Annotated in this window: 18 protein-coding genes, 1 tRNA gene and 1 pseudogene; 8 read left to right on the forward strand and 12 right to left on the reverse strand. The window is 71.4% G+C overall.

What is annotated here, in order from left to right; genetic code table 11:
- The 3 genes from ACLIYP_RS22615 to ACLIYP_RS22625 all read left to right on the forward strand — a co-directional run.
- Positions 1-1,194: S1C family serine protease (locus ACLIYP_RS22615; protein WP_412714949.1), on the forward strand; the 1,194-nt coding region annotated here is incomplete at its 5' end.
- Between the two features lie 48 nt (positions 1,195-1,242).
- Positions 1,243-1,329: transfer RNA gene (locus ACLIYP_RS22620), tRNA-Ser, on the forward strand.
- A 125-nt stretch (positions 1,330-1,454) separates the two neighbouring features.
- Positions 1,455-1,925 (forward strand): GNAT family N-acetyltransferase, encoded by a 471-nt coding sequence (locus ACLIYP_RS22625; protein WP_412714950.1) that lies wholly within the window; start codon positions 1,455-1,457, stop codon positions 1,923-1,925.
- Positions 1,926-2,516: 591 nt separating this feature from the next.
- On the opposite strand, the gene ACLIYP_RS22630 is transcribed toward ACLIYP_RS22625, so the two are convergent.
- The 3 genes from ACLIYP_RS22630 to ACLIYP_RS22640 all read right to left on the reverse strand — a co-directional run bounded on the left by ACLIYP_RS22630 (position 2,517) and on the right by ACLIYP_RS22640 (position 5,191).
- Complete coding sequence (locus ACLIYP_RS22630; protein ID WP_412714951.1) at positions 2,517-3,155, reverse strand: hypothetical protein; 639 nt, start codon at positions 3,153-3,155, stop codon at positions 2,517-2,519.
- A gap of 369 nt (positions 3,156-3,524) precedes the next feature.
- Positions 3,525-4,325, reverse strand: coding sequence for a protein kinase (locus ACLIYP_RS22635; RefSeq protein WP_412714952.1), 801 nt, complete (start codon positions 4,323-4,325; stop codon positions 3,525-3,527).
- Positions 4,326-4,330: 5 nt separating this feature from the next.
- A complete protein-coding gene (locus tag ACLIYP_RS22640; RefSeq protein WP_412714953.1) occupies positions 4,331-5,191 on the reverse strand; it encodes a radical SAM/SPASM domain-containing protein in 861 nt (286 codons plus the stop codon).
- Between the two features lie 297 nt (positions 5,192-5,488).
- Here ACLIYP_RS22640 and ACLIYP_RS22645 point away from each other — a divergent pair, with 297 nt between their 5' ends.
- Positions 5,489-6,823: a tetratricopeptide repeat protein gene (locus tag ACLIYP_RS22645; RefSeq protein WP_412714954.1), complete on the forward strand. Its 1,335-nt coding sequence runs from the start codon at positions 5,489-5,491 to the stop codon at positions 6,821-6,823.
- A gap of 1,117 nt (positions 6,824-7,940) precedes the next feature.
- On the opposite strand, the gene ACLIYP_RS22650 is transcribed toward ACLIYP_RS22645, so the two are convergent.
- The 5 genes from ACLIYP_RS22650 to ACLIYP_RS22670 all read right to left on the reverse strand — a co-directional run bounded on the left by ACLIYP_RS22650 (position 7,941) and on the right by ACLIYP_RS22670 (position 10,040).
- Complete coding sequence (locus tag ACLIYP_RS22650; RefSeq protein WP_412714955.1) at positions 7,941-9,131, reverse strand: methyltransferase domain-containing protein; 1,191 nt, start codon at positions 9,129-9,131, stop codon at positions 7,941-7,943.
- 1 nt (position 9,132) lies between these two features.
- The gene (locus tag ACLIYP_RS22655; RefSeq protein ID WP_412714956.1) at positions 9,133-9,270 is read right to left on the reverse strand and encodes a hypothetical protein; all 138 of its coding nucleotides are present in this window, start codon (positions 9,268-9,270) and stop codon (positions 9,133-9,135) included.
- Positions 9,271-9,393: 123 nt separating this feature from the next.
- Entirely contained in the window at positions 9,394-9,696 is a 303-nt protein-coding gene (locus ACLIYP_RS22660) for a hypothetical protein (RefSeq protein WP_412714957.1), read from the reverse strand.
- A complete protein-coding gene (locus ACLIYP_RS22665) occupies positions 9,697-9,819 on the reverse strand; it encodes a hypothetical protein (protein ID WP_412714958.1) in 123 nt (40 codons plus the stop codon).
- Entirely contained in the window at positions 9,816-10,040 is a 225-nt protein-coding gene (locus ACLIYP_RS22670; RefSeq protein WP_412714959.1) for a hypothetical protein, read from the reverse strand. Before ACLIYP_RS22670 ends, ACLIYP_RS22665 begins: the two co-directional genes overlap by 4 nt.
- 260 nt (positions 10,041-10,300) lie before the next feature.
- Here ACLIYP_RS22670 and ACLIYP_RS22675 point away from each other — a divergent pair, with 260 nt between their 5' ends.
- Positions 10,301-11,644 (forward strand): helix-turn-helix domain-containing protein, encoded by a 1,344-nt coding sequence (locus ACLIYP_RS22675; RefSeq protein WP_412714960.1) that lies wholly within the window; start codon positions 10,301-10,303, stop codon positions 11,642-11,644.
- Here ACLIYP_RS22675 and ACLIYP_RS22680 read toward each other — a convergent pair.
- Together ACLIYP_RS22680 and ACLIYP_RS22685 are read right to left on the reverse strand one after the other, a co-directional pair.
- Positions 11,622-12,155: an NUDIX hydrolase gene (locus ACLIYP_RS22680; RefSeq protein WP_412714961.1), complete on the reverse strand. Its 534-nt coding sequence runs from the start codon at positions 12,153-12,155 to the stop codon at positions 11,622-11,624. The two genes, ACLIYP_RS22675 and ACLIYP_RS22680, sit on opposite strands and share 23 nt — an antisense overlap.
- 147 nt (positions 12,156-12,302) lie before the next feature.
- A complete protein-coding gene (locus ACLIYP_RS22685; RefSeq protein ID WP_412714962.1) occupies positions 12,303-13,058 on the reverse strand; it encodes a ferritin-like domain-containing protein in 756 nt (251 codons plus the stop codon).
- A gap of 734 nt (positions 13,059-13,792) precedes the next feature.
- Between ACLIYP_RS22685 and ACLIYP_RS22690 the strand changes: the two are divergent.
- Together ACLIYP_RS22690 and ACLIYP_RS22695 are read left to right on the forward strand one after the other, a co-directional pair.
- A pseudogene (locus ACLIYP_RS22690) lies at positions 13,793-14,302 on the forward strand (SigE family RNA polymerase sigma factor); the annotation flags it as partial.
- A 384-nt stretch (positions 14,303-14,686) separates the two neighbouring features.
- Entirely contained in the window at positions 14,687-16,339 is a 1,653-nt protein-coding gene (locus tag ACLIYP_RS22695) for a long-chain fatty acid--CoA ligase (protein ID WP_412714963.1), read from the forward strand.
- Positions 16,340-16,433: 94 nt separating this feature from the next.
- Here the strand turns inward: ACLIYP_RS22695 and ACLIYP_RS22700 are convergent, their stop codons facing one another.
- The gene (locus tag ACLIYP_RS22700; RefSeq protein ID WP_412714964.1) at positions 16,434-17,177 is read right to left on the reverse strand and encodes an NAD(P)-dependent oxidoreductase; all 744 of its coding nucleotides are present in this window, start codon (positions 17,175-17,177) and stop codon (positions 16,434-16,436) included.
- A gap of 103 nt (positions 17,178-17,280) precedes the next feature.
- On the opposite strand from ACLIYP_RS22700, the gene ACLIYP_RS22705 reads away from it, so the two are divergent.
- Positions 17,281-17,964 carry a TetR/AcrR family transcriptional regulator gene (locus ACLIYP_RS22705; RefSeq protein WP_412714965.1) on the forward strand — a complete coding sequence of 228 codons (684 nt, stop codon included), beginning with the start codon at positions 17,281-17,283 and terminating at the stop codon, positions 17,962-17,964.
- A gap of 18 nt (positions 17,965-17,982) precedes the next feature.
- On the opposite strand, the gene ACLIYP_RS22710 is transcribed toward ACLIYP_RS22705, so the two are convergent.
- Positions 17,983-18,982: PleD family two-component system response regulator (locus tag ACLIYP_RS22710; protein WP_459076352.1), on the reverse strand; the 1,000-nt coding region annotated here is incomplete at its 5' end.

An 18,982-nucleotide genomic window follows, 5' to 3' on the forward strand; every position in this document is an offset into this window, starting at 1 on the left:
CCCGGCGCACCCGGCACCCCCGGCGGCGGACCGGCCTCCCCCTGGGGCGCTCCGCCCGTCTCCCCGCCGGCCCCCGAGGGCGGGAGGAAGCGCCGCTTCGGCGGCCTGATCGCCGCCGTCGCGGCGGCGGCCCTCCTCGCGGGCGGCGTCGGCACGGGCGTCGGCTACTGGGCCGCCGACCGCACGGACCGAGGCTCGACGACCATCTCGGCCGACGGCAGCCTCGACCGGGTCGACCGCGCCCCCGACTCCGTCGCCGGCATCGCGGCCAAGGCCCTGCCCAGCGTCGTGACGATCCAGGCCGAGGGCGGCGGCGAGAGCGGCACCGGCACCGGCTTCGTCTACGACCAGCAGGGCCACATCATGACCAACAACCACGTGGTGGCCAGCGCGGCCGACGGCGGCGAGCTGACCGCCACCTTCTCCGACGGCCGCAAGTACGACGCCGAGGTCGTCGGCCGGGCCCAGGGCTACGACGTGGCGGTCATCAAGCTGAAGAACGCAGGCGGCGCCAAGCTCACCCCGCTGCCGCTCGGCAACTCCGACAAGGTCCAGGTCGGCGACGCCACCATCGCCATCGGCGCCCCGTACGGCCTGTCCGGCACGGTCACCACCGGCATCGTCAGCGCCAAGAACCGCCCCGTCGCCTCCAGCGACGGCCAGGGCTCCAAGGCCTCCTACATGAGCGCCCTCCAGACCGACGCCTCCATCAACCCCGGCAACTCCGGCGGCCCCCTGCTCAACGCCGAGGGTGCGGTCATCGGCATCAACTCCGCCATCCAGTCGGCCGGCGGCGGCCTCGGCCAGGGCTCGCCCGGCAGCATCGGCCTCGGCTTCGCCATCCCGATCAACCAGGCCCAGCGCGTGGGCAAGGCCCTGATCGAGACCGGCGAGCCCGTCTACCCGGTCATCGGCGTCCAGGTCGACCTCCGCGCCCAGGGCAACGGCGCCCGCATCATCGAGGACACCGACGACGGCAGCGAGCCCGTCACCCCGGGCGGCCCGGCCGACAAGGCGGGCCTGAAGCCGGGCGACGTGATCACCGAACTCGACGGCGTCTCGATCGACAGCGGCCCCACCCTGATCAGCGAGATCTGGGCCCACGAACCGGGCGAGAAGGTCTCGATCACCTACACCCGCGGCGGCAAGGAGAACGAGGCCGAACTGACCCTGGGTTCCCGCGAGGGCGACTGACGAACCGGCTAGGCTGTCCCCCACGCCGTACCGCACGGCGCGGCGTGGGGAGGCTTGCCCGAGCGGCCTAAGGGAACGGTCTTGAAAACCGTCGTGGTGGCGACACCACCGTGGGTTCAAATCCCACAGCCTCCGCACCTCACAACGGCCCCCGACCATTCCACCCGGCCGGGGGCCGTCGTCATCCCCGCCGCCCGCCACAGCGGGTTGGGGCCGTTGGCCTCCCGGGAGTGTCAGTGGCCTGCGCCAGACTCGCCGGCATGGGTGACCAGGTGCGCTTGAGAGACGTCGAACCGGCCGATCTGGAGGAGTTCTTCGCGCAGGAGCACGACCCCGAGGCCGTGCGGCGGGCGAAGTTCCCGCCCCGGGAGCGGGAGGCCTTCATGACCCACTGGAGGACGAGGGTCCTCGGCGATCCCACCGTCTTCGTGCAGGCCGTCACCGTCGACGGGGAACTGGCGGGCAACGTGGTGGCTTGGTGGGACGAGGGGCGGCGCTTCATCGGGTACTGGCTCGGCAGGCGGTACTGGGGCCGGGGTATCGGTACGCGGGCCCTGGCGCTGTTCCTGGAGCGGGAGAAGGCCCGTCCCCTGTACGCCGATCCCTTCGTCGGAAACACCGGCTCGGTGCGGCTGCTGGAGAAACACGGCTTCCGGCGCACCGATACGGTCCGGTACGGCGAGCACGAGCACATCGTGCTGGTGCTCGACGAAGACCCGGCCCAGCGGTAGGTTTTCCCTGCCTCCCGGTCGATGCTCAGTACGGTTTCGTGGTCTGCCCAACAGATTCGCCGGCGGATCGTCCTCTCCCACGGCCCACGACGGCCGAGCCGAGGCAACCGTGTGCTGTGCTACCCCGCCCAAGCGAGTCTGATCTTGATCTGGTGGTGGTGCTCGGTGTGCCAGATCACCTCACCCTCGACCCGCGTTCCGAGAGCGGGCAGAGATGCTCCACGGGGGAACGAGGTGACCTCTGCAAGCCCCAAGGCGTCAGGATGGCCATCGATCTCGATGAACACACCGAACGGTTGACGTCCGATCACCTGCCCGGCGACCTTTGTGCCGAGAGGAAGCGCCGCTGCCGTCTGGGCCCACGAATTGCGCGCACGGTGGGCCCTCTGGGCGTACGAGTTCGCCGGCCATGAGTATTCGGTCATTTCCGGATGATCCCAGGAGATGCCACCCCTGCGACTACGGGGCCCACAAGGTCTGTGGAGCCGCGACCGGAAAACGTCGGCTCCCGGCACACGGACCGGATGACGCCGGGCCTTGCCCTCCCCCGCCCGACGACCGGGCAGGGCGGGGCCCGGCGGGCGGCCCGGCTCACGGGGCGAGGGCGTCCAGGTCCACGGGGGTGCAGTCGTGCAGCGTCACGATCAGCCGGTGGGCCAGGGTCCACCGGACTGCGAGGTCCTCGTAGGACACCTCCTGCAGAGTGGTGTCGAGAGGCTCCAGCGTGACCGGGTGGTGGACGATCCCGGCCACGCCCCAGGCGTACGTCCGGTCCACCAGTGCGGCGACGTGCCCTTCCCGCAGTCGCGGGCACTCCCGTACGGAGATCCGGGCGCAGGGAACGCACACGGGCGGCGCCGTGGTCCGCTCGCCCTCCTCCACCGGGCGGCCGACGTCCCGCAGCACGAAGAGGCGCGGGCCGTCCTCCGGGGTGGGCCCGCCGCACACCTGGCAGAGCATGTGCCGCATGGCCCTTCGCTGCCGCAGCGTGTGCACCGTGTGGTACCGGGGGTGCCCCTTGCCCCGCGCGAGGGTCTGCCTGGTCCACAGCACCCCGCGCCAGTCCCGGTCGTACGCGGACTCCCCGGGGAAACCGATCCCCTCGCCCTCCACCCCCACCCGCCGCACCACGGGCGGGCGGCGCATCCGCTCCTGGCTCCACGAGGCGATGTAGGGAACCGTGCTCAGCCGGCCGGTGTGCGGTCGCACGGGCGTGGCGACGGCCTCCACCGGGCTTCCCTCCGCTCCCGCCGGGCGCACCTCGGAATCCCCGCGCCCGTCCGCAGAGCGCGCACCCCCCTCCCCGATCCGCTCCCCGACCCCCTGTGAGAAGGCGTTCCCGCCCATGTACGCCCTTCCTGACGCTCGGTTCCGTGCTCACGGATACGTAACCGTGCGATTACTCTCGGCGGTACCGTGGGTGGAGCGGCAGCGCGTGAAACCCATGAAAGATCGCGTGGATGCGGGGGGAGTGGGCAAGGACGGCACCAACCGCATCCGCGCATGACGAAGGACCCCCACCGCCGTAGGGGTCCCTTATCTCTGTTGGCGGGATGGCTTGCTGGCATCCCTGCCGGGAGAACCGCTCAGTCCTCCACGCTACGTGCTCACGCCGCGGTGGTCGGCCCACGCCCGGGAAGCGTCCGCCATCGCCCCGAGCCACGAGGCATCCGGCTTCCGGTCGGCGAAGACGCGGTACATGAGCGCGTTGGCCCGGGCGAAGGCGTCGAGGGCCTTCGGGTCCGCATCCACCCATGCCGCGCAGCCGGAAGCCCAGGACTCGGCGGACTCAGGGCTGTGCCCGGCCGCGATGAGCTGCACCACCAGACAGGCCGGGTCGATGAAACCCGCGCCACGGGTTGGCCATGACCAGTCCACGGCCCAGGCGGTGTGCTCACCGATCATCATGTTGCCGGGGTTGATGTCGGTGTAGAGGAGGTCATCGCCCCGGAGGAGGGCGGCCTGCCCCTCGTCCCCGGCGAACCGGTCCCACCGGGTCTCCGGCCACTCCCGCGCGACCTCGGGGAGGTCCAGTTTCCCGATCCGGTCCACCAGACCGACGACGGTGGGCAGGTCGGGAGAGCCCGGCGAGAAGTCGGCCGCCCGCCCCTCCACGGCGTCGAAGCCGAGCACGACCCACACGTCGTTCTCCGCGTGCCACCGCAGCGCGGGGGATACGGAACGTACGGCCGGGTTGATCAGCCGCTCCCGCACGATGGAGTCGCGTCGGCCGCCGGGCCGGTTGGGAACCGCCTTGACAAAGAACGGCCCCTTCTCGCACTCGACCACGGTGGCGACATCCGAGCTGTGCCCTCCGGTGGTGGGACGGACGTCTGCCAGTTCCCCCGTGTACGGGCGGATCAGCTCCCGGAAGTCGGCGGCGAGAAGGGGCGTGTCCATCGTCCTCAGTTCCTCGGGCTGCACGAGCTGCCCGGAAAGCCGGGCGTGCACTCCTCGTCGTCGGGGCCGCAGGGGGCGTTCCTCCCGGCCGCGCCCTGGATGGCCGTGGTGGCGCGGGTCATGGCGTCGCCGCCGAGGATAGCGGCGAGCGGGGTGTGCCTGACGTTGCCGACGCCCATCCAGCCGGAGAACACGCACGGGGACACCTCCCCCGTGGGACCGATGGCGGCCACGCCCGATCCGCACCGGCCACAGAGTTCGGCCGCGTCGGGGACCCGGCCCTGTCCGCCCCGCCCGAAGGGCCGGACGTGATCGACACCGATCCGCTCCACGCCCAGGGCTTCCAGATCCCGGCGGGCACCTGCGGCCTGGTCCTCGTCGCCGGTGACGACTCCGACGCGCAGCGGGATGCCGAGCCGGACGGCCCTGGCGATGTTCTCCCGCGTCCGGGCGTGGGAGCGGCGGCCGGTCATCGCGTTGTGGGTCTCGGCTCGGCCGGAGTAGTAGGAGGTGGCCAGCGCCAGTCCCTTGCGCTGGAAGATCTCCCAGCACTCCTGGGAGACGTGCACGAGGTTGCTGTAGACCTCCACCTCCAGAGCGGCGTTCAGCGCGTGGTCCACCAGGGCCGTGAAGTCGGGGTGCATGGTCGGCTCACCACCGATGAACTGCACCCCGCGCACGCCACAGGCCGCGGCCTGATCCAGAACGCCGACCCAGTCATCGCGGGTCATGGTGCCGTGCGATCCGCTCGGGCCGGAGGAGTTGTAGCAGTGCCCGCAGGCGAGCTGGCACTTCCGCGTCAGGTCCAGCCACAGAAGCCGGGTGGTGGCTTTCCGGGCCGGCGGAGTCTTGACGATCACTGTCACCGGTGTTCCCTCTCTTGTCGGGTGGTGCTGTCTGCCGGCCGGTGCCTTGTGCCGCTTGGATGCTGATTCCGAACTGGCTTTGCAAGTAGCCGAGTTGGATCTGGGTGCCGTCGACTGCTGTGGCCGGACCCGCGTCACGGCGGACTGCGCGACGGATTCCCTCCGCACGCTGGACTTCGGCACCGACCACTTCCGTGCTCACGGATACGTAACCGTGTGATTACTCTGGGCGGTACCGTGGGTGGAGCGGCAGCGCGTGAAACCCATGAAAGATCGCGTGGATGCGGGGGAGCGGGCATGGGAGCCAGGAAGCCGAACGAGGGCCTGCGGCGCGTCCTGAACGAGAGCCAGTGGTCGCAGTCCCAACTCGCCCTGGCCGTCAACCGCGTCGGGGCGGAGGCCGGGGTGCCGCTGCGGTACGACGAGTCCGCGGTGAGCCACTGGCTGAGCGGCACCCGGCCGCGCAGGGCCGTACGTCCCTTCATCCGTGAGGCCCTGTCACGCCGACTGCGCAGGCCGGTCACGCTGGCCGAGATCGGTCTGGAGGCCGAGGAGGCGAGCTGCGGCGCGGATACCGTGGAAGGACTGATGAACCTCGGGAGGACGGACATGGACCCATCCCGCAGGAGCGTTCTGGGCGTCGGCCTGTTCTCCGTGGCGCTGACCGTCCCCGGCTGGCAGGACGTGGTGGGCCGGATGGAGGCGGTACGGGCCGGCCGCACTGCGCGCATCGGGCGGCCGGAGGTGGACATGGTGGTCGCCATGACCGAGCGCATCAGCGAACTGGACGACCGGTTCGGCGGCCGTCACGCCCGGCCCATGGCCGCCTCGTTCATCGTCAACACCGTCTCGGCGTACCTGCGCGCCGACGCCCCCGAGCCCGTGCGCAAGGACATGCTCTCGGCCGCCTCCGACCTGTGCTACCTCACCGGCTACATGGCCGTGGACGAGGGCCTGCAGGGGCTGGCGCAGCAGTACTACCTCAAGGCCCTGGAACTGGCCGGCGCGGCCGAGGACCACCTGACCTACTGCACCACGCTGCGCGGCATGAGCGTCCAGGCCGCCGACCTCGGCCACGGGCCGCAGGCCCTGCGCCTGGCCGACGCGGCAGCCGCCGCCTCACCCCAGGCCGGACCGCGCATGCGCGCCTTCCTCGCCGGCCAGCAGGCCCACGCCGCCGCCCAGACCGGCGACCGCCGCACCGCCCTGGCCCACCTCCGCGACGCGGAAGTGGCGATGGAGAAGGCCGATTCACCCGCCGGGGTCTCGGGCCGGTACGACCCGGCCGCGCTCGCGGATCACACGAGCCAGGTGCGGTACGAACTCGGAGACATCAGCGGGGCGGTCAAGTCCAAGGCGGAGTCCAACAGGCTCCGGCAGCCCACGCAGCGCAGAAGCCGGGTGCGGAACCTGGCGATCGCCGCCGAACGGCAGATGCGGCTCGGACACCTCGAAGAAGCCTCCGCGACCTGGCACGAGGCCCTGGACGACTACCCACACGTCCAGAGCGGACGAGTGGACGACCGCATCCGCACCATGGTCACCCTGATCCGCCCCCACCTCCGCAACCGCACCGCCCGCGACCTCCACGACCGCGCCAGGACAATGGCGCCAGTGGTTCTCCGCGCCTGATGACGAGCTGGCCTTTGATTCCATGGCGAGCTCAGCTCGTGGTCGCATGCGACCGGGGATTCAACTAATGCGCAACGCGTGGAAGAGTGACAATACCTGCGAACTAAAAGCTGACGAACGACGTGAGCCGAAAGTTCCCTAGACGCGAAAGCTCCTGTATGAGGTCATGAGGAGTGGGCCGTCTCAGTATGTGACATCCACCACGCGGTGCATATGTCGGGCACCCGATGCCTGGTCCCTTCGAATGCAAGGCTGCTGGTGGTGGCGATCTACGCGCGTTCACAAGAGGGTGGTCGGAGGTGGGCTGGCACGGGGTGTCGCAACAGCCCTTCGGGCCCGCTGACTTCTGCGTCGGGCGCGCATCCCCCAAGGGGTACGCTCTTCAGCTATCAACCTTCTTCCCTCGGAGCGTCGACGAGTCGTGGTCGCCCGCGGGGCCCATGCACCAAGGCACGCCCCAGCCGGGAAGGAGAGTTGATATGGCCAGCCTCGAACCGGAGGAAGGTCGAAGCAGGTGGAAGAGGAGGATCAGGCGGCTCTCGAGCTGTCTCAGCTTCCTCTTCTTGATCTACAAGGTCATTCGAGAGGTCATCTCGCACCTGTGAGCGTGTAGCCCCGGTCGAGGCCACGACCGAGGCTACGGCGGCTGAAATCGGAAGCCTCGCCTGCTGGTCTACGAAACTGGAGGCGGGGCTTTCGTGCTGCCCGAGCTCGCCTACGCAAATGATCCATTTTGTGATGTGCATCACTTGCGCTGCTGACTGCAGGACTCATTCTGCACTGTTGAACTTGCGCTGGCGAGGGATCAGGCTGATTCACCAAACCGACAAGAGCGCGCGACCGAGCCAAAACCCCCCAGGTCAGAGGTCTTCCGGACGCTCACAGTGACTCAAATCACTACTTCACTCGCACGAGGGAACGCTGTCAGCGCTACGCAACGATTGTCAGTGCCATGCAGTACCCTTCGCCGACTTCACTCAGTCCTGGCCCTCTGCTGCGCGGCACAGCGCAGTCGATTGTGATGTCGTGCTGTACGGGCAACTCGGTTCCTCGGTCGTGTGGTTGGGGAGGCCCGTCCCCGCCCAGGCGGGTGGGGACGGGTGAGGGGCGGTGGGGCTCAGGGCGTGGTCGCGCCGGTGAAGTCCGGGACGGGGTTGTCCGGGGAGTCGAGCCAGACCGTATGCCGGTGGCCGTCCACCGTGAGGCCGAAGCGGGCGAAGCCGGGCTGCCCCTGCCGGTACCACCAGCGCCAGGCGGACTCCAGCTCGTGCCAGAGCCGGCGGGGACCGGCCTGGACGGTCCGGAACTCGGTCCGGCCCCTCTCGTGGTCGGCGGTGGCCCAGCTCGTCAGGCCGGTGTCGTGCAGCCACAGCCGGTAGGAGCCGCCCGGCCCGTGGACGACCCGGCAGAAGAGGTCGGGCACCTGGACGCCGATGGCGAACATGTGGACCCAGTCGCCCATGTCGTCGGGGGAGAGCGTCGTCGTGGACTCCGCGCCCCCGGCCGGCCACTCGCGCCCCCTGTGGTACTCGCTCGCCGCGGGCAGTTTTCTGCGCTGTTCGCGCAGTCGCATGAACGCGGAGGAGCCGGTGAACTTCCCGGAGGCCGAACCGTCGTCCCGGACCGTGAGCCGGACGATCCCCTCGCCGCCGTACACCGGCCCCCACGGCGCGACGACCACCGCACCGGGCCGGGCCTGCCCGAGCCACTGCGCGGGGACGTGCCCCACCGAGCAGGTGGCGATGATCCGGTCGTAGGGCGCCCCCTCGCCGTACCCTTCGGCGCCGTCGCCCACGACGACGCGGGGCGAGAAGCCCGCCGCGGACAGCCGGGCGCGGGCCTGACCGGCGACGCCCTCGTCCACCTCGACCGTGACGACGCGGCCGTCCCCCAGCCGGTGGCACAGCAACGCCGCGTTCCACCCGGTCCCCGTGCCGATCTCCAACACCCGGTCGCCGGGCCGTACGTCCAGGTCCGCGAGCATGGAGAACACCATCGTCGGCATCGAGCTGGAGGAGGTCGGGGTACGGCCCCGCCCCGGCCCGGTGTACGCCCCGTCGTCCCACTGGGTGGTTATCGGCGCGTCCGAGTAGACCGCTTCCCACCACAGGTCCGGGGATTGCGAGCGGACGACCCGGTCGTCCTGCCGGTTCATACCGGCCCGCCCCGGCCAGATCATCTCGGGTACGAACAGGTGGCGCGGCACGGCGTGGAACGCCGGAAGCCAGTCGGCGGTCAGCGCGCCCTTCTCCAGGAGGGTGGAGGCCAGCCGCTCGGGACCGGCCTCCACCGTTGTGTCCTCGGCCACCTCAGCGACCGTCCGCCGGGCCCTGGCCGTCGTTGGTGTTGCCGCCCTCGTCCGAGCCGCCTCCGCCGTGCTTGTTGCCGGAGTCGCTGTCGTCCTGCGGGTTGCCCGCGTCGGCCTGGAGCGTCTTCATGGAAGGCATGGGTTTCCTTTCGTCGGGGTCGTCTCTGCGTGTACGTGCGCCCGTCCCGTGGGGAACGGGAGTCGGCCGCCCCGGTCACGGCCGTCCTGCCGGGCGTGGCCGAGGCGGGGTCAGTGGAGCGGCCTACGCGGCCGCGTGGGTGCGCCGGTACACCCGCAGTCCTCCGGCGGGCGGCAGCACCAGCGGCCAGGCCGTCAGGCGGTAGTGGGTCGTCTCGTCGCGGGCCGCGACGGTGTAGGACCAGCCCTCCCGCAGCACCCTGAGGGCGTTCTCCCGTTCCGCCTCGGCGCGCGCCCACTCCCGTATGACCGAGCCGGGGTCGGGGGCGCCCTCCGCCCGGACGGGACGCAGGCAGGCCGGTGACAGCCAGGGGGTGTCGGGGCCGGGGTCGAGCGCCCGGGCGACGCGTTCCGCCTGCCCGCGCATCTACCGCACCGCGAGGCGCGGGGTGGAGGCCAGGTGCAGGCCCAGCACGATCCGGGACGGCCGGCCGGGGGCGCTCGCCGACAGCTCGCACCAGAAGCGCACCCTGGTGGCGGCCCGCGTCACGGCATCCGGCCGGCGCGGTTGGCGGCCTTCACCCGGGCGCTCAGCAGCTCGGCCTGCGTGGCCGGGCGCAGCACCTCGGGCATGGCCGTCCACTCGCGGCCTCCGCCGACGGGACGCAGGAGGTAGTACGCGGCGTCCCTGTCCTGGAACTCGCCCACGGTCTTCCGGATCTCGTCGTAGAGCGCGTCGCCCTTGGCGGGCTCATCGGTGGCCATGGTCATCGGAATTCGTCACTCCCCGAGGCGTGCGACTTGACTGAACTGACGAGCCGACAGACCCCTACGGACGGATGAGCCGTGTTGCCCGACGCGGACGGTGCCGCTTCCGCAGTGGTGGTTGTTGCCGGTTGCTCGCCATGCCCAGCAGCATCGCGATGCGGGCAGACTGCCTGAAAGGTCCGGCTGATTACCCAACTTGGGTAATCTCACGGGAGGTGTATATGTAGCGACGTTGTGTAGCGCTCGTCAGTGGGAGCTTGCCGATGCCCGAGCCGGCCCGTTCACAGGAGCTACCTCCACGGCTGCTCGCCGATCCCGAGATGATCGATGCCTGCCGGGATCGTGACTTCACTCGGATCTTCAGGCTGGTGAAGACGCGTGCGGGCGTCTATCCATCCATGATCGCCCGGCGGTGTGATCTGACCCCCAGCCGTGTCGGGGAGGTCATGACAGGGCGGCGTCAACTCCTGCACATGGACGTCGTCGAGCGCATTGCGGACGGCCTGCGCATCCCGGGGCACATGCTCGGACTCGCCCGACGCTCATGGGAGACGCCCGTCGCCCTCACCACGGTCGAACGGGAGCCGCCTGTGGCTCCGGCGCGGGAGCAGGAGGCACCCACCGCGCTGCCGGGCGCCGATGTGGACGACATCCTTGCCCTCGCCTCGCGGACGGACCTGAGCCCTTCCACCCTCCAAGCTCTCCGGGCATCGATCGAGGACTACTGGAGACGGGACGACCAACACGGAGGCGAGGCTCTGAGGCCGGCGGTGGTAGGTCAACTCCGTTATGTCACGGGCTTCCTGAAGGAGAACCGGTCCGCGGTCATCCAGCAGGAGCTGTACGGGGTCGCGGCAGAGCTCGCACGGCTCACCGGCTGGACATACTTCGACGCTCGCCAGTACAGCCAGGCCCGCACGTACTTCGCGGAGGCGCTGCGACTGGCCAAGGCGATCGATGACCGGCAGTTCATGGCCAACGTCCTGGCGTGCATGAGTCTCCAGGCCACCTACCAGGACAAGCCGGGAGACGCCCTAGCGCTCGTAAGAGCCGCCCAGGACCAGGCGCGTACCGCCGACGACACGACACCGCGTGTCCTGTCGATGCTTTCCATGAGGGAAGCCTTCGCCCACGCCACGCTGGGCAGCCGGGCTGCCACGCACACGGCGATCCACGAGGCACACCGGCAGTTCGAGCAGGTTCGGTCGGCCGATCCGGACCCCGCGTGGGTCACCTACTTCGACGAACCCAAACTCATCGTGGACACCGGCATCGCCCACGGCCGGATCGGGGAGGCGGCCATCGCCGAGCCGCTGATCGCGGACGCGCTGAGCAGGGAGGACAGCTCCAACCGACGGGGCCGCGCCTTCCATGCATTCTGGCTCGCCCGTACACGCCTCCACCTGGGCAGGATCGATGAGGCGTGCCACACGGCCACCGAAGCGCTGGAGCGCGCGTCAGCGGTCTCCTCCGAGCGGGTGGCGGGCCACCTGAGGGAGTTCTACGGGCAGTTGTCCCCCTACCGGCGGGAACCTGCGGTCATGGCGTTCGAGGCCCGCCTGCGGGAGGCCCTGCCGAGGCAGGTCAGCGGAACGTCTCGTCCATGAGCAGGTAGAGAAGGCCGACGAGGGAACCGCTGCTGATGATCTCCCGGCGGTCGATCATCCCCTTCACATCGGCGAGCGGGATCCACTCGATGCGGTCGGACTCGTTCTTCTCGGTCGGAGGTCCGACATAGGTCGCGCCATCGGCACGGAAGACGTGATGCTGTGAGTCGGTGATTCCGTTCGCGGGCTCCGCGTAGATCAGCGGCTTCATCGGCCCGGGCCGCCATCCCGTCTCCTCCAGCACTTCGCGGGATGCCGCCTGGTCCGGCGTCTCGCCCTCCTCGACAAGACCCATGGGCAGTTCCCAGGCCCAGGCGTCGGTGATGAAGCGGTGCCGCCACATCATGAGGACTTCGCGGTGATCGTTGACCACTGCGGCCACGGCCAGATGGCGGAGACGGACGACGTGGTACTCCCATCTGCGCCCGTCGGGCTGCTGGACATCGACCAGGCACAGGTTCACCCACGGGTTGGTGTAGATCTGCCGTTCGCCATGGGCCTTCCACTGCATGAACGCCACCCCTCTCGCCCGGTGCACCCGGCATCCACTCAGCATCCCAGAGAGACGGCAGTGGAGGGCCGAGGTCATAGGCGGAGGCATCGTCGAGAAGCGCTGAACTGACGGCCGCCGGGCCGGACCTGCGACCGCCACCCGGCGTCAGGCCGTGCCCGATCGGGTACCAGACCGCAGGCCCGGCCGGGCGGCCGTACGCGGGTCCAGGATCGCGGAGACCACCGTGCGGGAGGAGGCCATGACGTCCGCGACGAAGCGCCGGCGCCCGAGGCCGAGGCGGCGCAGGGCCGGGCCGTGGTCGGCGGCGACGACGAGGGACGCGGCGAGGAGCATCAGCCGCCACAGGGCCATCACCGGTCGGCGCAGCGGGCGGGGCAGCCGGGCGAGGGAGGCGTGCAGGCGCTCGCAGTGGAACGGTACGTGGCGCTGCTCGTCGGCCAGGATGCGGCCCGCCACGTCCGAGGCGAGCGGGTCGCCGGCGCCGTCGCGCAGGGCGCGGTAGTAGCGCAGCGCCACCACCTCCGCGACCATCAGCACCAGCAGTTCCACGCGTAGCCCCATCAGGCGCCGCAGCCGTACGAAGGCCCTGTCGCTCCAGTGGCCGTTCAGCACCGGTGCGCCGCCCGCCGCCAGCAGGCGGGCGAGGAGGCGGGCGTGGTTGCGCTCCTCGGCGACGAACAGCCGCACCGCCCGCGCGTAGTCAAGGTCCCCGGCCCGGTCGGCCTTGGCGATCAGGTTGGCGCCGTCGCCGTCCTCGCCCACCTGGAAGCGCTGGACGCTGCTCCATACGGCCGGGTGGAGGGTGGCGCCCCGCTCCCAGTCGGGGTCGCCCTGGTCGCGTCTGCGTTCGCGTTCGTCCTCGAACCGCCTTACCCACTCCGCGAATCCGCTCGTGTCCATGTGTGCTCTCCCCCTCCGGGGCGCGTTCGTCGTGCGCCCTCGGAGGGACGACGCGCCCCGGAGGCCGTGCCGTTCCACTGCCGACCGGTGGGGGCGCTTGGCCCTCGGCACGAGGCGCGTAGGGAGGGCGCGGGCGACGTGCGGCGGGGGCGCGTACGGGCGTGCGGGAGGTGTGCCGGTGGCGTCCGCCCTGCTGCGGACGGGTGGGAAGGGGTTCTGCGGTTGCATGGGGGGTTTATCGACACGTCGTCATTCTTGCGAGTGGATGAGGCGTTGCGGGTGGTTCGCCGGGTTTTCGTCGGGCAGTCTGATCTCGCGACGTCGCTGCGACAACCTCAGGCACACGCTCCGGAAGGACAGAACATGGCACGTACCCGCATCACCCGGTTCGGGGCCGTGGTGGTGCACGCGCTTCACGGGCTCGGATGAGCCGACGGGCGCCGGCCGGGCGGGGAACCGGCCGGTGTCCCGGGAGAAGGGATGGGGCAGAGCGGCCGCACTCGGTGCGGCCGCTCTGCTGTCGTGCGGGCCGATGCTGTGCGCGCGTCGGCGGTCACCGGGGCGACCGCGGGGGCCGTACGCGACCTCGAGGGCCGTACGCGACCCCGAGGCGGTACGGGGGCCTCTCCCCCTCCCGGGGGTGGAGGAGCCGTCCGGCCTCCACCCTGAGAGGGACCCGGCATCGGGACCTGTGGCCGATCCGGGACGGGGGACGCGGCTCCTAGCGTTGGGCCATGACCACGCATGGGACGGCCGCGACCGTGACGCCGCTGACCTTCACCTCGTACGTACGGGCCCGCGGCCCGGTGCTGCTGCGCACGGCGCGCTCGCTCACCTCCAACCCGAGCGACGCCGAGGACCTGCTCCAGACCGCGCTGGCCAAGACCTATCTGGCGTGGGAGCGCATCGAGGACCAGCGCGCGCTCGACGGCTACGTGCGCCGCGCGCTGGTGAACACGCGCACCTCGCAGTGGCGCAAGCGCCGGGTGGACGAGTACTCCTGCGAGGAGCTGCCGGAGCCCGAGCCGGTGCCCGGCCCCGACCCCGCCGAGCAGCAGGCCGTGCGCGACGCGGTGTGGCGGGCGGTGCTGGCGCTCCCGGAGCGGCAGCGGGCCATGGTGACCTTGCGCTACTACGAGGACCTGAGCGAGGCGCAGACCGCCGCGGTGCTCGGGGTCTCGGTCGGCACGGTCAAGAGCGCGGTGTCGCGGGCACTGGCCAAACTCCGCGAGGACCCGCGGCTCCTGGCGGACGTGCTGGGCGGCGGGACGGAGATGCCGGGCTGCGGGGCGGACGCGCCGGGCGGCGGGGCGGAGGGGGCGGAGAGGGGAGCGCGGGGCGTGAAGGAGGCGCGGGGGACGCAGGGGACGCGAGGGGCGCGGGTGAGTGCCGGAAGAGGCGGAGGAGACCTCAGGGAACTGAGGGGCGCGGGGGATCTCCGTGAGGAGGCGGCGGTCGCCGCCTGACCGGTCCGGGGTGGAGCGGCCGGCGGCGCGGCGAGGTGGAAAGACGGCGACATATCCGGGTCCGGCCTAGTGACATACCGACCGGTCGGTGGCAGGCTTCCCGCAACGACCGCACCGCCCGCCGGTGGCGGCGCACGTATGTCTCGTTCACGGGAGGCCCCGGTGCTGAGCACGATGCAAGACGTACCGCTGACCGTCTCGCGCATTCTGCGACACGGAACAACGGTGCACGGAAAGTCGCGGATCACGACCTGGACCGGGGAAGGCGAACCGCACCGCAGGACCTTCGCCGAGGTCGGCACCCGCTCCGCCCAGCTCGCCCACGCCCTGCGCGACGAGCTCGGCGTGGCCCCGGGCGACCGCGTGGCGACCCTGATGTGGAACAACGCCGAGCACGTCGAGGCGTACTTCGCCATCCCGTCCATGGGCGCGGTCCTGCACACCCTCAACCTCCGGCTGCCCGCCGAGCAGCTCGCGTGGGTCGTCAACCACGCGGCCGACAAGGTCGTCCTGGTCAACGGCTCGCTGCTGCCGCTGATCGCGCCGCTGCTGCCCAGGCTGGAGCCGGTCGAGCACATCGTGGTCGTCGGCCCCGGCGACACCTCCGTACTGGAGGGCTGCCGCCCGGCCGTCCACGAGTACGAGGCGCTGATCGAGGGCCGGCCGGCCTCGTACGACTGGCCCGAGGTGGACGAGCGCGAGGCCGCGGCCATGTGCTACACCTCCGGCACCACCGGCGACCCCAAGGGCGTCGTCTACTCCCACCGCTCCATCTACCTGCACTCCATGCAGGTCAACATGGGCGAGTCGATGGGCCTGACCGACGCCGACACCACCCTGCCCGTGGTGCCGATGTTCCACGTCAACGCCTGGGGCCTGCCGCACGCCGTCTTCATGACCGGCGTCAACCTGCTGATGCCCGACCGCTTCCTCCAGCCGGCCCCGCTCGCCGCGATGATCGAGGCCGAGAAGCCCACCCACTCGGCGGCCGTGCCCACCATCTGGCAGGGGCTGCTGGCGGAGCTGGCCGCCAACCCGCGCGACATCTCCTCCCTTAAGAACGTCACCATCGGCGGCTCGGCCTGCCCGCCCTCCCTGATGCGGGAGTTCGGCGAGAAGTACGGGGTCACGGTCACCCACGCCTGGGGCATGACCGAGACCTCCCCGCTGGGCACCGTCGCCCACCCGCCGGCCGGGCTCGACGAGGAGGAGGCGTGGCCGTACCGCATCAGCCAGGGCCGCTTCCCGGCCTCCGTCGAGGCGCGGCTGATCGGCCCGGACGGCAGCGAGATGCCGTGGGACGGCGAGTCCGCCGGTGAGCTGGAGGTGCGCGGCCCCTGGATCGCCGGGGCGTACTACGGGGGCGCGGACGCCGAGCCCCTGCGCCCCGAGGACAAGTTCAGCCCCGACGGCTGGCTGCGTACCGGCGACGTCGGCGTGATCACCCCCGACGGCTACCTGACGCTGACCGACCGCGCCAAGGACGTCATCAAGTCCGGCGGCGAGTGGATTTCGTCTGTGGAGCTGGAGAACCAGCTCATGGGCCACCCGGCCGTCGCCGAGGCCGCCGTCGTGGCCGTGCCCGACGAGAAGTGGGGCGAGCGCCCGCTGGCCACGGTCGTCCTCAAGGAGGGCGCCGGCGAGGTGACGTACGAGGAACTGCGCGAGTTCCTCGCCGGCAAGGTCGCCCGCTGGCAGCTTCCCGAGCGGTGGGCGGTGATCCCGGCGGTGCCGAAGACGAGCGTGGGCAAGTTCGACAAGAAGGTGATCCGGGCGCAGTACGCGCAGGGGGAGCTGGACGTCACCCAGCTCTGACCGCGCGCCTGCGCGCACGGGTCGCGCACGCGGCGGCGGCCCGGACGGGACTCCCGTCCGGGCCGCCGCCGCGTGCCGTACGGCCGGGTCCGGTTCAGCCGGGTGTGTTCGTGCGGCCCCCGGCGCGGCCTCCGCCCTGGCCTTCGGCATGGGCGAGGGCGCTGGGGGTGAGGCGGCCGACGATCGCCGGGGCCTCCCGCACGAGCGTGTCGTCGGTGAGCGCCTCCACCATGAACAGCGCGAAGTCCACCCGGCGCGTCATGTCGCTGGCCAGCACCGGGTCGCCGACGTGCCGGCTCCACACGGGCAGGCCCTGGCTCTCGCCCTCCTCCAGGCTGCTGCCGCGGACCACGGTCCACCGGGTGTCGCTGGCGAAGACCCGGCGGCAGGCCTCCACCTGGTCGTCGATCTCGACGTAGCGCACGAGCTTGCCCACCCGTGCGGCGACCTTGACGCCCAGCCGGAACATGGGCGAGTACCTGTCCTTGCCGTCGCGCGTGATGTGCCAGCCGCAGGAGAAGACCAGTCGCGCGCCCGGCCGGGCGTGGTCGAGCACCGCCTGCGCCGTGCCCGACGCGTACTGCCGCACGCCCCAGGGCACCAGCACCGTCAGCACCCCGTCGCATCCGGCGACCGCCCGCCGGATCACCTCCCGGTCGTCGGTGTCCCCGGGGACGATGGTCATCCGTCCCTCGAACCCGGCCAGTTTCGGCACGCTGCGCTCCCGGCACACGCCGACGACCTCGTAGCCGCGCTCCAGCGCGTGCCGCACCATGTACTGCCCGAGCTTCCCCGAAGCCCCGACGACGCAGACCTTCCTCATCCGATCCGTTTCCATGGTTCAGCCCTTTCGCCGGAGTCCTCGGAATTTCTGCCTTACGCTGTAAGGTAAGCTAGCCTTACGCCGTAAGGTAGTCAAGCAGGGGCGAGAGGAGAGGCGGATGCCCGAGGCGGGAAAGGTCCGGCGCGGGGTGCCGGCGCGCACCCCGCTCAGCCGGGAGCGCGTGATCCGCGCCGCGGTGGCGGTGGCGGACGAGAAGGGGTCGGCCGCGCTCACCATGCGGGCCATCGCCGAGCCGCTGGGCGTCGAGGCGATGTCGATCTACCACCATGTGTCGGGCAAGGAGGACATCCTCGACGGCATGGTGGACGCGGTGTTCGGCGAGATCGAACTGCCGCCGCGCGACACGGACTGGAAGAGCTCCATGCGCCGGCGCGCGGTCTCCGCCCGTGCCGTCCTCCTGCGCCACCCGTGGGCCGTCGGCCTCATGGACTCCCGCTCCAGGCCAGGCCCGGCCACCCTGCGCCACCATGACGCCGTCATCGGGGCCCTGCGCGCCGGGGGCTTCTCCGTCCGGATGGCCGCGCACGCCTTCTCACTGATCGACAGCTACCTGTACGGCTTCGTGCTCCAGGAGCTGAGCCTGCCGTTCACCGGCGCGGCCGAGCAGGGCGAGGTCGCGAGCGCCATCCTGCGAGAGATGCCCGCCGACGCCTACCCCCACCTCGCCGAACTGGCCGCCGAGCACGTGCTGGGGCCCGGCTACGACTACGCCGGGGAGTTCGGCTTCGGCCTCGCCCTCATCCTCGACGGCCTTCACCCGGACGAGACCGCGAGCATCTGAACAGGCGCTGCCGCTCCGCTAGTTGGCGCCTATCTTCGCCAGCAGGTCCACGATGCGCGACTGCACCTCCGGGCTCGTGGACCTCTCCGCGAGGAAGAGGACCGTCTCGCCGGACGCCAGGCCCGGCAGCTCCGCATGGTCGATGGAGGCGGAGGTGTAGACGACGAACGGCGTGCGGTTGAGCATGCCGTTCGCCCGCAGCCAGTCGATGATCCCGGCGCGGCGGCGGCGCACCTGCATCAGGTCCATCACCACCAGGTTCGGCCGGACCTGCGCCGCGAGCTGCACCGCATCCGCGTCCGAGGGGGCGTGCGCGGTCTGCATGCCGCGCCGTCCCAGCGTCGCGGCCATGGCCTCCGCGATGGCCGCGTGCTCCTCCACCAGCAGGACCCGCGGCGGGTGCTGCTCGCTGTCGCGCGGTGCGAGGGCCTTGAGGAGTACGGCCGGGTCCGCGCCGTACGCCGCCTCGCGCGAGGCCAGCCCCAGCCCGGCCGTCACCAGCACCGGCACCTCGGCGGCGACGGCCGCCTGGCGCAGCGACTGCAGGGCGGTACGGGTGATGGGGCCGGTCAGCGGGTCCACGAAGAGGGCCGCCGGGTACGCCGCGATCTGGGCGTCCACCTCCTCGCGGGAGTGGACGATGACGGGGCGGTAGCCGCGGTCGGTCAGGGCCTGCTGGGTGGAGACGTCCGGCTCGGGCCACACCAGCAGCCGCCGGGGGTTGTCCAGGGGCTCGGGCGGCAGTTCGTCGTCGGCCGGCAGCGGCACCTGACCGCTGCCGCCGGTGACCTCCACGGCACCGCCCGGACCGTCCAGGTGCTCCGGCCCCTCGGACCCGGCCTCGGGCGCGCCGATCGCGAACTCCCGTCCACTCTGGGTGTGCTGGGCCGGCGGGTACTGGGGCTGGGCCTGCGGCGGTGCGGCGGCGACGGCCGCGGCAGCCGCCTCGGCGGCGCGCTCCTTCTCCGCCGGCGGGGCCGCGAGGTGGGCCGGCGTGCCCCCCTCGGCGGCCAGGCCG

The sequence above is a fragment of the Streptomyces nanhaiensis genome, assembly GCF_046614825.1.
Taxonomy (GTDB): Bacteria; Actinomycetota; Actinomycetes; order Streptomycetales; family Streptomycetaceae; genus Streptomyces; species Streptomyces radiopugnans.